This window comes from Streptomyces sp. NPDC001410, assembly GCF_042895235.1.
Taxonomy (GTDB): Bacteria; Actinomycetota; Actinomycetes; order Streptomycetales; family Streptomycetaceae; genus Streptomyces.
In genome coordinates this window covers 1-12067 of record NZ_JBIAWE010000001.1, presented here as the reverse complement: position 1 = coordinate 12067, position 12067 = coordinate 1, and the positions used below count along the sequence as shown (strand labels likewise).

Here is a 12067-nt window from a genome sequence, read left to right as displayed (position 1 = left end):
GCCGCGCTCTGGAGGCGGCGAGTGCTGCGGCGGGGCTTTTGTTGAACATTAATCCATTGCTGTCGAGGAGCGGCCCTGCTGCACTTCCCCTGACCCGACGTCAACCAGAGAGGACCAGCAATGCGCACTGCGTGCATGTCCACCCAGGAAGGAATCCCACCCATGCCGAAGGACATCACGCTCAGTGCACTTGCTCAATCTCGGAATTCTCGCGCACGTAGACGCCGGTAAGACCAGCCTGACCGAATGGCTGCTGCACGCGGCCGGAGTCACCGACGAGGTCGGCAGCGTCGACGACGGCAGCACCCGGACGGACACCCTCGCGCTGGAGCGGCAGCGCGGGATCACCATCAAGTCGGCGGTCGTGTCGTTCCCGCTCGACTCGGTGACGGTCAACCTCATCGACACCCCCGGTCACCCGGACTTCATCGCCGAGGTGGAGCGGGTGCTCGGCGTGCTGGACGGCGCCGTCCTGGTCGTCTCGGCCGTCGAGGGCGTCCAGGCGCAGACCAGGGTGCTGATGCGGACCCTGCGCCGGCTGCGCATCCCCACGCTCGTCTTCGTCAACAAGATCGACCGGCGGGGCGCCCGCGAGGAGGCGGTCCTGCGCGACCTCTCCCGCAGGCTGGCCGTACCGCTCGTACCCATGGGGACGGCCGCAGCGCTCGGCACCCGCGACGCCCGCTTCGTCCCCCGCCTGCTCCCGTCCGCCCTGGACACGCTCGCCGACCACGACGACGACCTGCTCCGCGCCTACGTGGCGGGCGATGTCTCCGACGCCAGCCTCAACACCGCCCTCGCCACCCAGACCCGACGGGCCCTGGTCCACCCGGTCTACTTCGGCTCCGCCATCACCGGCGCCGGCGTGCCCGAGCTGATCACCGGCATCGAACGCCTGCTGCCGACCGCCTCCGGCGACCCGGACGGCCCCCTGTCCGGCACGGTGTTCAAGGTCGAGCGGGGCCCGGCGGGGGAGAAGATCGCCTACGCGCGGATCCTCTCCGGCGCACTGCGTGTGCGTGAGCGGGTTCTGTTCGGGGACGGTCGCGAGGCGGGCGGCGTCGGCCGCAAGGAGGGCAAGGAGGGCAAGGAGGGCAAGGAGGGCAAGGAGGGCAAGGGCGCTCGGGCGGAGGGGCGGGTCACCGCACTCACCGTCTTCGAGAACGGCACCGACCTCCGGCAGGACAGGGTCGGCGCCGGGCGGATCGCCAAGGTGTGGGGACTCGCCGGCATCCGGATCGGTGACGCGATCGGTGTGCCGGGGCGGGTCTACGAGCACCACTTCGCGCCGCCCACCCTGGAGACCGTCGTCGTCCCGGGGGCCGGTGCGGACCGGCGCTCCCTGCATCTCGCGCTCACCCAGCTGGCCGAACAGGACCCGCTCATCGGTGTCCGCCACGACGAGCTGCGGGGGGAGACCTCGGTCTCCCTCTACGGCGAGGTGCAGAAGGAGGTCATCCAGGCCACGCTCGCCGACGAGTACGGCCTGGACGTCACCTTCCGGGAGACCACCACCCTGTGCATCGAACGGCCGGTCGGTGCCGGGCAGGCCGTGGAGTTCAACAAGAAGGACCCCAACCCCTTCCTGGCCACCGTCGGCCTGCGTGTCGACCCCGCCCCGCCCGGCTCCGGCGTGCGGTTCCGGCTGGAGGTGGAGCTGGGCTCCATGCCGTACGCCTTCTTCAAGGCCGTCGAGGACACCGTCCGCGAGACGCTCGGCCAGGGGCTGCACGGCTGGCAGATCCCCGACTGCACCGTCACCATGACCCACTCCGGCTACTCGCCCCGGCAGAGCCATGCCCACCAGGGTTTCGACAAGAGCATGTCGAGCACCGGCTACGACTTCCGCGGCCTGACCCCGCTCGTCCTGGCCGAGGCGCTGCGCCGGGCGGGCACCCAGGTCTACGAGCCGATGCACCGCTTCCGCATCGAGGCCCCGGCGGACACGCTGGGTGCCCTGCTGCCGGTGCTGGCCCGGCTGGGCGCGGTGGCGGAGAGCACCGAGGCGCACGGGCAGGAAGGTGTCCTGGAGGGTGCCGTGCCCGCCGCCCGGGTCCATGAGCTGGAGCAGCGGCTGCCGGGGCTGACCCGGGGCGAGGGCGAGCTGGAGTCCGCCTTCGACCACTACGCACCGGTCACCCGCGGCCCGCTGCCCGAACGTCCGCGCACCGACCACAACCCGCTCAACCGGAAGGAGTACCTGCTGAACGTCACACGCCGGGTGGGCGACTGAGAGGAATGTGCTGACTGAGAGTCAACTTACTTTTGAGTCAGTAGTATTGACGCTGTCCCGGCATCCCCGGACTGTGGTGTACATGTCCACCATCAGGGCGCGTGTGCTTCTTGTCCTGGTCGTCCTCTGCGGACTCCTGACGGTGGCGGGTGCCCCGCCCGCCACCGCCGCCACCCCCTCCGACTCGCTCTGGTTCGACGGCACCCCGCTCACCGTCCAGAACGGCCGCTTCACCGACGGTCAGGGCCGCGAGATCGTGCTGCGCGGCTACAACGTCTCCGGCGAGACCAAGCTGGAGGAGAACGGCGGCCTGCCCTTCGCGTCGGTCGCCGACGCCCGCAGGTCGGCGACCGCGCTGCGCGCCCTCGGTGGCGGCAACGCGGTCCGCTTCCTGCTCTCCTGGGCGCACGCCGAACCCGCGCGCGGCCGGGCGGACGCCGCCTACCTGGCCGCGGTCACCGAGCAGATGCGCGCCTTCCTGGACGCGGGCATCCGGGTCTATCCCGACTTCCACCAGGACCTCCACTCCCGCTACCTCTTCAACTCCGGCAGCTGGTACACGGGCGACGGCGCCCCCGAGTGGGCGGTGGACGCCGGAAGTTACCCCAAGGAGTCCTGCGGGATCTGCCTCTTCTGGGGTCAGAACATCACCCAGAACGCGGCCGTGCAGAAGGCGCAGTACGACTTCTGGCACAACAGCTACGGTCTGCAGGACGCCTTCCTCGCCACGGCTGAGACGGCCATGGTCTACCTCCGACAGCACCTCACCGACGGCGAGTTCGCCGGCGTCGTCGGCTTCGACCCGTACAACGAGCCGTACGCGGGCAGCTACGACTCCGGGCAGACCTCCCGCACCTGGGAACGCGACCTGCTCTGGCCGTTCTACGTGAAGTTCCGCGCCCGCATGGACGCCGCCGGCTGGCAGGACAAGCCCGCCTTCGTCGAGCCCAACCTCTTCTGGAACGCGAACATCTCCACCCAGAAGCAGGAGGGCGGACTGCTGGACGCCGCCACGCTCGGTCCGCGCTATGTCTTCAACACCCACTTCTACGACCAGAAGGCCATCTCCGGCATCCTGATGTGGGGCAAGGCGGCCGACGGCCAGTACGCCTCCGGCTTCGGTGCCGTCCGCGACCGCGCCTCGGCCGCCGGGACCGCGGCCCTGGTCAGCGAGTTCGGGCACCCGCTGTCCGGCACGGTGTCCGACAAGGCGCCCACCGTGCTCAAGGCGATGTACCAGGCGCTCGACTCCCGTGTCCCCGGGGCAAGTTGGTGGACCAACCCGGCCGCCTCCGGCCCGGTGCTGTCCGGCTCGCAGTGGCAGTGGGACCTTTACAACGGCCGCCACCACGAGCTGATGAACGGCAACCCCGACAAGGTCCTCACCTCCGGCGACGCCTGGAACGACGAGGACCTCTCCGCCGTGAAGCTCGACGACTCCGGGAACGCGGCCCTCCGTCAGGACGCCCGGCTGCTCGACCGCGTCTACCCGAGCGCCACCGCCGGCTCGACGCTCGCCTTCACCTACGAGGACCGCTCCCGGGACGGCTCGACCACCCTGACCTGGAACCCGGTGCCGAGTTCGCTGCCGAACGTGGCACGGCTGGTGGGCTCGGGCCAGTACGGGCTGCTGGTGTGGCGCTCCGGCAGCGGCACCGCACCCACCGAACTGCACCTGCCGGCGACCTTCCCCACCTCGGCGACCACCGTCGTCTCCGACCTGGGCACGACCTACGCACCGCCCGCTCACACCGACCGGACCCCGGTCGGTGTGGCCCCCGAGCCGGGCGGCACCGGCAGCCGCCGACTGCTGCTGACCGACTCGGACTCCGGCGTCCTGCACTACGCCCTGGTGACCAATGGGGCCACGGCGCCCTCGGCGGACCTGCTCAGCGCCGCCGGGTCCGAGCTGGCCTCCTGGGCGAAGGCGCACTTCTGACAGCGGTACGGCCTCCGGGGTGCGTGGGGCACCCCGGAGGCCGTACGGCAGCGGCTCAACTTCCGCTCGGACCCGTCCAGTCGGCCTGCACATGCCCCAGCCGGACGCGCTGCGGATGGTCGCCGACCGGGATCGACGTCACCTTCCGGCCGGTGGCGAAGTCGATCGCCGTGACCTGGTCGGCGCCGCTCTCGGAGACGATGCAGTCCTTGCCGTCGCCGCTGACCGTGGCCCAGTACGGCTTGGAGGCCGGGACCAGCGTGCCCTCCTGGAGGGTGGCGCGGTCCACCACCGTGGCGTAGTCGTCCATGGTGCCCGCGGCGCACAGCTTGGTGCCCGCGGGGTTCATCGAGATGCCGTGGTGGCGCGAGTCGTTGACCCAGGTGGTGCGGTCCTCGCTGGTCGCCGGGTTCTTCGGCAGCGTCTTCACCCGGGTGATCTTGTCGGCGGCCACGTCGTACTCCAGGAACCCGTTGAAGAACGACACCTGGAAGTACAGCTTCGACTCGTCGGGGGAGAAGACGGCCGGCCGCACGGCGTCGGAGAAGTCCTTCAGCCCGATCGCATCCAGCCGCTGGCGCATGTCGATGACCTTGACCTGCTTGTACGTGGTCGCGTCCACGACCGTGATGTGGCGGTCGCCCTTCGTCCAGTCCCAGCCCGGGTCGTCCAGAGCGGTGTTGACGTCCCCGATGGCCATGTTCCAGATGTACTTGCCGTCCTTGGTGAAGATGTTCTCGTGCGGCTTGTCGCCGGTCGCGAACGACCCCAGCTGCTTGCCCGTGCCGATGTCCAGCACGTGCACGGTGTTCGCGGTGGAGGCGGAGACGGCCACCCGGGTGCCGTCCGGCGAGACGGCCATGTGGTCGGCCCGGTAACCGGACACCGGGAAACGCCAGTTGATCTTCCCGGTGGCCAGGTCGATGGACACGACGTCGGCGAAGCTCGGGCGGGAGACCACGACCGACTTGCCGTCGGGCGTGGAGTACATGTCGTCGGCGAACTGGTCGTGGCCCTCGCCGACGCTGTTGCGGATCGCCATGAAGTAGATCCACTTGATGGGGTCCGCGTTGATCTCCGCCATCCGCTGGTCCTTGTCCGGGATGACGTTGATCCGGCCGACCTTCGCGAAGTCGCCGGAGGACTTGATGACATCGGCGGTGCCGTCCCAGTTGTTGCCCACGAACAGCACCTCGCGCAGATCCGAGGCGTCGGACGAGGCGGCGGAGGCTGCGGAGGCGGCGGTCGCCGGGCCGGCGACGGTCAGGACGAGGGCGGCGGCCACGGAGCAAAGGTGCCTGGATCTGGAGGCAGGCATGACTGCTCTCTTTCCTCGGGGAAATCTGAACACGGGCGGATTCACAGTGAACTTACTGAAAAGTAAGGAGGGGGCGCCCTTCTCGACAAGATGTGTGCACGACAAGAATGGCAACCGGTGGGTGACGGAGGGGGAAGCGTGACGGGGAGGCTCAAGGCGCCGACGGGCCGCTACGGTGGCAGGTCCGCCGAGGAACGGCAGGCCGAGCGGCGCCGCCGGTTCCTGGCGGCGGCACTGCAGACGTTCGGCGACAGCCCGGGCTTCCGCGCCACGACGGTTGCCGCGCTGAGCCAGGCCGCGGGCCTGTCCACCCGCCAGTTCTACGAGGAGTTCCGCACCCTGGAGGATGTCCTCGCCGCGCTGCACCTGGAGGTCAACGGCTGGGCGGAACAGGCGGTGCTGGACGCGCTCGCGGCGGCCGAGGGGCTGCCGCTGGCCGAGCGGGTCGCCGTGCTGTTCCACGCCTACGCCCGCGACGTCACCTCCGACCCACGCCGCATCCGGATCGCCTTCGTGGAGATCATCGGCGTCAGCGCCCGCCTGGAGGAGCAGCGGCTGGCCCGCCGGGCCCGCTGGGTCGACCTGATCCGCTCGGAGGCGGACGCGGCGGTGGCCCGCGGGGAGGCGGCACCGCGTGACTACCGCCTCGCGGCCACGGCCTTCATCGGCAGCGTCAACGGTCTTCTGCACGACTGGAGCGCCGGCTGGGTGGATGCGAGCCTGGACGAGGTCGTCGACGAACTGGTCCGCCAACTGCTGGGCATCCTGCGCCCGGAGGGCTGGCGCCCCGAGACCGCCTGACCGGCCGGTTCGGTCCGGTCGAGGCGCGTTTCCCCAGGTCACCTGGGGTGTGATCGCAGGGCTCGCGGGGTTCGACGCGCGCGATCGGTCCGGAGCTGGTCTGCTGGACCGGGGGGCCTACGTACCCGTTCTCCGGAGTGACGCATGAGTACCTACCGAGTCGCGCAGGTGACCGCCCCGGGCGGCACGTTCGAGCTGGCCGAGCGGGAGGTGCCGCAGCCAGGGCCCGGCGAGGTGCGGATCGCCGTGGAGGCCTGCGGGATCTGCCACAGCGACGCCCTCTTCGTGAACGCCGGACTACCGGGCGTGACGTTCCCGGAGGTACCCGGGCACGAGATCGCCGGGCAGGTCGAGGAGCTGGGCCCGGGGACCCACGAGCGCGGCTGGCGGGTCGGCGACCGGGTGGCCGTCGGCTGGTTCGGCGGCAGCTGCGGCCACTGCACGCCCTGCCGCGAGGGCGACTTCATCGTGTGCCCGAACCTGAAGGTCCCGGGATGGGCCTACGACGGTGGCTTCGGCGAGAAGGTGATCGCGCCCGTCGACGCCCTGGCCCGGATCCCCGAGGGGCTGTCCGCGAGCGACGCCGGGCCCATGGCCTGCGCGGGCGTGACCACGTACAACGGGCTGCGGCGCAGCTCCGCCCGGCCCGGGGACCTGGTGGCGGTGCTCGGCCTCGGTGGCCTCGGGCACCTCGGGGTGCAGTACGCGGTCGCGATGGGCTTCGAGACCGTGGCGATCGCCCGCGGCCCCGAGAAGGCCGACTTCGCCAAGCAGCTCGGCGCCCACCACTACGTCGACAGCACCTCCGGCACTCCGGTCGCCGAGTCGCTGCAGTCCCTCGGCGGCGCCAAGGTCGTCCTCGCCACCGCCGGGAACTCCGAGGCCATCACGTCCACCGTGGACGGCCTCGCCCACCGCGGCGAGCTGGTCGTCATCGGAGCGGACGTCGAACCGCTGGGCATCACCCCGGTCCAACTGCTGATGAGCGCACGGGTCGTCCGCGGCCACCCGTCCGGCACCGCGCAGGACGTCGAGGACACCATGGCGTTCAGCGCCCTGCACGGCATCCGCCCGATGACCGAGCCCGTGCCGCTGGACCGCGCGGACGAGGCCTTCCAGAAGATGCTCACCGGCGCCGCCCGCTTCCGGATGGTGCTCACCAACGGCTGAGCATCAGCCGTCCAGCGCGTTCACCGCGTCCAGTACCGGCGTCACCCTGTCCTCCGTGCGGATCCGCGCGCCGAGTGCTCGGGTCCGCTGGGTGTGCGACGCGTCGTGTGTGGTCGGGAGTGGCGCGGTGGGTGTGGCGTCGGTGATCAGCCGTCCAGCGCGTTCACCGCGTCCAGCACTGGCGTCACTCCGTCCTCCGTGCGGATCCGCGCGCCGAGTGCTCGGGCCCGCTCGGCGTACGACGCCTCGCGTGTCGCCCGGAGCAGCGCCGTGGACAGGGCGTCGACGGTCAGTCGGCGCAGCGGTACGGCGGCCGGGGCGACGCCCAATGACACCAGCCGGGCGGACCAGAAGCCCTCGTCGAACTGGATCGGGACCGGCACGGCCGGCACCCCGGCGCGCAGGCCCGCCGCGGTCGTGCCCGCCCCGGCGTGGTGGACCACGGCGGCCGTCCGCGGGAAGAGCGCCGAGTGCGGCACCTCGTCGATGGTCAGCATGTCGTCGCCGTCCGCCGCGAGGCCGCCCCAGCCGCGCTGGATCACCCCGCGCAGCCCGGCCCGCCGCAGTGCCGCCACGACCTGTGCGCTCAGCCGGCGGGCGTCCGGCACGGTGGCGCTGCCCAGCCCGACGAACACCGGCGGCGGACCGGCGTCGAGGAACTCCAGCAGCCTGTGCGGGAGTTCGGTCTCGGTGTCGTACGGCCACCAGTAGCCGCACACGCCCAGGCCCGGCCGCCAGTCCCGGGGCCGGGGCACGACCAGCGGGCTGAAACCGTGGTGCACCGGCCAGAGCCGCCGCTCCCGGGCACGCCGGGCGGGGCCGGTGCCGACCGGGGGCAGCCCGAGGCGGGCGCGGACCGCGGGCACGGTCGCGGCGAAGACGTGCTCCACGGCGAGGTTCACACCGTGCCCGGCGAGCCGGTTGGCCGGAGCCCCGAACGTGCCGCCGCCGAGCACCGGAGGGGCGAACTCCTGGGTGGGGGCGAGGGGTTGCAGGTAGAGGCCCATGCTGGGCAGTCGCAGGCCCTCGGCGATGGCGTGCCCGAGCGGTGCCAGCGAGGCCGACAGCAGCAGCACATCGCTCTGCCGTGCCGCCGCCACCAGGTCGTCGGTCATCCGCCCGACCAGCCGCCGGGCCAGCTCGACCACCCGCACCAGCTTCCCGGCGTCGCTGGTGCTGCGGTGCAGCCCCCGGCCCCGCGGTGACTCCAGCTCCGCGCGCGGATCGACCGGCAGCGCGTGGAACCGCACCCCGGATCCCTCCACCAGCGGCTCGAAGCAGCCGTGGGTGACCAGGGTGACCTCGTGCCCGGCTCGGCCGAGCCGGTACCCGAGGCCGGTGTAGGGGGCCACGTCGCCCCGGGATCCCGCCGTCATGATGGCAAGCCGCATGGCGGCCAGTATGGCTGCGCCGCGCCGCGCAGCGGACCAACGACCCGGCCCGCCCGACGACTTCACGCCTGCCGCATCCGTTGACTTCACCCCGGGCGGCTCTACGGTCGGCGCGCAGCATGTTCGGTTAGTCGATCTTTGTTCGAAATCCCGATCACACATGCATTCCGTCCCGCACGCGGAGGAGCCGATGTACCCCCCACCCGGTCTCGCAAGACGCTGCAGAACCGCCGCCGTACGCGCCCTGGTCCTCGTCCTGACCGCGGCCGCCGCCCTCCTGTTCGCCCAGCCGGGTCCGGCGCAGGCGGTGACCACCCGTCAGGTGTCCGTCCCCACCGCCCCCATGGGCTGGGCCTCCTGGAACAGCTTCGCCTCGAAGATCGACCACAACGTCATCGCGCAGCAGGTCGACGCGTTCGTCTCGGCCGGACTCCCCGCCGCCGGATACCAGTACGTCAACATCGACGAGGGCTGGTGGCAGGGCACCCGGGACAGCGCGGGCAACATCACCGTCGACACCTCCGAGTGGCTCGGCGGCATGAGCGCCATCGCCGACTACATCCACAGCAAGGGCCTGAAGGCCGGCATCTACACCGACGCGGGCAAGAACGGCTGCGGCTACTACTACCCGACCGGCCGCCCCGCCGCCGCGAACACCGGCAGCGAGGGCCACTACGACCAGGACATGCTGCAGTTCTCCCGGTGGGGCTTCGACTTCGTGAAGGTCGACTGGTGCGGCGGCGACGCCGAAGGACTGGACGCGGCGACCACGTACAAGGCGATCAGCTCCGCCGCCACCAGGGCCGCCGCCACCACGGGCCGCCCGCTGACCCTCTCGGTCTGCAACTGGGGCAAGCAGAACCCCTGGAACTGGGCGCCGGGCCGCGCCCCCATGTGGCGGACCAGCACGGACATCATCTACTACGGCAACGCGCCCTCGCAGACCAGCATGCTGTCCAACTTCGACCAGGCCCTGCACCCGGCCGCACAGCACACGGGCTACTACAACGACCCCGACATGCTGATGGTCGGCATGCCCGGCTTCACCGCCGCGCAGAACCGCACCCACATGTCCCTGTGGGCGATATCCGGCGCCCCGCTGCTGGCCGGCAACGACCTCACCACCATGTCGAGCGAGACGGCCGCCGCCCTCAAGAACCAGGACGTCATCGCCGTCGACCAGGACCCACGCGGCCTCCAGGGCGTCAAGGTCGCCGAGGACACCACGGGCCTACAGGTGTACGGCAAGGTCCTCGCCGGCACCGGGAACCGGGCCGTCGTGCTCCTCAACCGCACCTCCGCCGCCAAAGACATCACCGTCCGCTGGTCCGACCTCGGCCTCACCGGCGCCGCGGCGGGCGTCCGCGACCTGTGGGCGCAGCAGAACCTCGGCTCCTACACGACGAGTTACACCACCCGCGTCCCGGCGGGCGGCTCGGTGATGCTCAAGGTCACCGGCAGCGAGGCGGCGAGCAGCGGCTACAGCGCCACATCCACCGGCAGGTACACCGGGGTGAGTGCGGCGAGCACCGGCCTGGACGTGGTCGACCTCGCCTACACCAACACGGCGTCCACCCCCGTCACCGGCACGCTCCAGGTCAACGGGCAGACCGCCACCACCGTCTCCTTCCCGCCCACCGGATCCACCCCGGGCACGGTCTCGGTCCAGGTCCACCTCACCAAGGGGTCCACCAACTCCCTGACCCTGACCGGCGGTCCCACCCTGGGCACCCTCTCGGTGCGACCCGTCCCCGGCACCGGCGGCACCCTGCTCGCCGGCAAGCAGTCCGGCCGCTGCGCCGACGTCTACGACAACACGATCACCAACGGCACCCAGGCCGAACTCTGGGACTGCAACGGCGGCGCCAACCAGGCCTGGACCTACACCTTGCGCAAGGAACTCGTGGTCTACGGCGACAAGTGCCTCGACGCCTACAACCTCGGCACCACCAACGGCACCAAGGTGGTGATCTGGGACTGCAACGGACAGACCAACCAGCAGTGGAACGTCAACGCCGACGGCACGATCACCAACGTCAACGCGGGCCTGTGCCTGGACGCGTACAACGCCGGCACCGGCAACGGCACGTCCCTGGTGCTGTGGGCCTGCAACGGCGGCGACAACCAGAAGTGGTCCCGGACCTGACACCGCCTAGGCGGCGGCGAGCACCAGCAGGCTCGTCGCCGCCAGCAGGGCGCAGCCCAGCACGCACCAGGCCACCAGCCGCTGCCGCAGCGCCCGGTACCTGGCCTCGTACGTGTGCCGCAGCTCCTCGGCGCGTTCGGCGGTGCGCCGCCACGAGGTGCGGGCCAGGGCCAGGTACTCCATCTCGAAGAGCCGCTCCAGGTCGTCCCGTTGGGTGTCGGTGAGCCAGCCGAGCCGGGCGGCCGCACGGGCCGCCGCCGTACGGCCCTCCTCCCGTGCGGCGGCGAGCAGCAGATGGCCCTCGATCTCCTGGACCAGCGCCCGTTCCTCTCCCGTGCTCATCGCGCGGTCAGCTCCCGCTCCTGCTGCCCCACCCGCGGATGGTGCAGGTCGAACGCAGGCGACTCGCTGCGGATCTGCGGCAGGGAGAGGAAGTTGTGCCGGGGCGGCGGGCAGGAGGTCGCCCACTCGAGTGAACGGCCGTAGCCCCAGGGGTCGTCGGCCTCGACCTTCGCGCCGTACTTGGCCGTCTTCCAGACGTTGTAGAAGAACGGGAGCATCGACGAGCCGAGCAGGAACGAGAAGACCGTCGAGACCGTGTTGAGCGTGGTGAGCCCTTCGACCGCCAGATAGTCGGGGATCCGGCGCTGCATGCCGTTCACGCCCAGCCAGTGCTGCACGAGGAAGGTGCCGTGGAAGCCGATGAACAGCGTCCAGAAGGTGATCTTGCCGAGGCGCTCGTCCAGCATCCTGCCGGTCCACTTCGGCCACCAGAAGTGGAAGCCCGCGAACATCGCGAACACGACCGTGCCGAAGATGACGTAGTGGAAGTGGGCCACCACGAAATAGGTGTCGGAGGTCGGGAAGTCCAGCGGCGGCGAGGCCAGCATCACCCCGGTCAGCCCGCCGAACACGAACGTCACCAGGAAGCCGGTGGCCCACAGCATCGGTGTCTCGAAGGAGAGGCTGCCGCGCCACATCGTTCCGATCCAGTTGAAGAACTTCACACCGGTCGGTACGGCGATCAGGAACGTCATGAAGGAGAAGAACGGCAGCAGCACACCGCCGG

Annotated in this window: 9 protein-coding genes; 5 read left to right on the top strand and 4 right to left on the bottom strand. The window is 70.9% G+C overall.

Annotation, left to right across the window (positions count from 1 at the left end; all coding sequences use genetic code 11):
• Window positions 1-184 precede the first annotated feature (184 nt).
• Together ACFY3C_RS00045 and ACFY3C_RS00040 are read left to right on the top strand one after the other, a co-directional pair.
• Window positions 185-2233 carry a GTP-binding protein gene (locus ACFY3C_RS00045; RefSeq protein WP_390769063.1) on the top strand — a complete coding sequence of 683 codons (2049 nt, stop codon included), beginning with the start codon at window positions 185-187 and terminating at the stop codon, window positions 2231-2233.
• An 82-nt stretch (window positions 2234-2315) separates the two neighbouring features.
• Window positions 2316-4172, top strand: a complete 1857-nt coding sequence (locus ACFY3C_RS00040) for a cellulase family glycosylhydrolase (RefSeq protein WP_390769062.1) — start codon at window positions 2316-2318, stop codon at window positions 4170-4172.
• Between the two features lie 55 nt (window positions 4173-4227).
• Here ACFY3C_RS00040 and ACFY3C_RS00035 read toward each other — a convergent pair whose 3' ends face one another.
• Window positions 4228-5490, bottom strand: coding sequence for a YncE family protein (locus tag ACFY3C_RS00035; RefSeq protein ID WP_390769061.1), 1263 nt, complete (start codon window positions 5488-5490; stop codon window positions 4228-4230).
• A gap of 138 nt (window positions 5491-5628) precedes the next feature.
• Here ACFY3C_RS00035 and ACFY3C_RS00030 point away from each other — a divergent pair, with 138 nt between their 5' ends.
• Window positions 5629-6291: a TetR/AcrR family transcriptional regulator gene (locus ACFY3C_RS00030; RefSeq protein WP_386578107.1), complete on the top strand. Its 663-nt coding sequence runs from the start codon at window positions 5629-5631 to the stop codon at window positions 6289-6291.
• 144 nt (window positions 6292-6435) lie between these two features.
• A complete protein-coding gene (locus tag ACFY3C_RS00025; protein ID WP_386578108.1) occupies window positions 6436-7461 on the top strand; it encodes an alcohol dehydrogenase in 1026 nt (341 codons plus the stop codon).
• Window positions 7462-7607: 146 nt separating this feature from the next.
• Here the strand turns inward: ACFY3C_RS00025 and ACFY3C_RS00020 are convergent, their stop codons facing one another.
• Window positions 7608-8837, bottom strand: coding sequence for a glycosyltransferase (locus tag ACFY3C_RS00020; protein ID WP_390769527.1), 1230 nt, complete (start codon window positions 8835-8837; stop codon window positions 7608-7610).
• Between the two features lie 205 nt (window positions 8838-9042).
• On the opposite strand from ACFY3C_RS00020, the gene ACFY3C_RS00015 reads away from it, so the two are divergent.
• Window positions 9043-10998, top strand: a complete 1956-nt coding sequence (locus ACFY3C_RS00015) for a ricin-type beta-trefoil lectin domain protein (RefSeq protein ID WP_390769060.1) — start codon at window positions 9043-9045, stop codon at window positions 10996-10998.
• Between the two features lie 6 nt (window positions 10999-11004).
• Here ACFY3C_RS00015 and ACFY3C_RS00010 read toward each other — a convergent pair whose 3' ends face one another.
• Complete coding sequence (locus tag ACFY3C_RS00010; protein ID WP_390769059.1) at window positions 11005-11340, bottom strand: hypothetical protein; 336 nt, start codon at window positions 11338-11340, stop codon at window positions 11005-11007.
• Window positions 11337-12067, bottom strand: a 731-nt coding sequence (locus tag ACFY3C_RS00005) for a cbb3-type cytochrome c oxidase subunit I (protein ID WP_386578111.1), incomplete at its 5' end; no start/stop codon positions are given. The genes ACFY3C_RS00005 and ACFY3C_RS00010, both read right to left, overlap by 4 nt.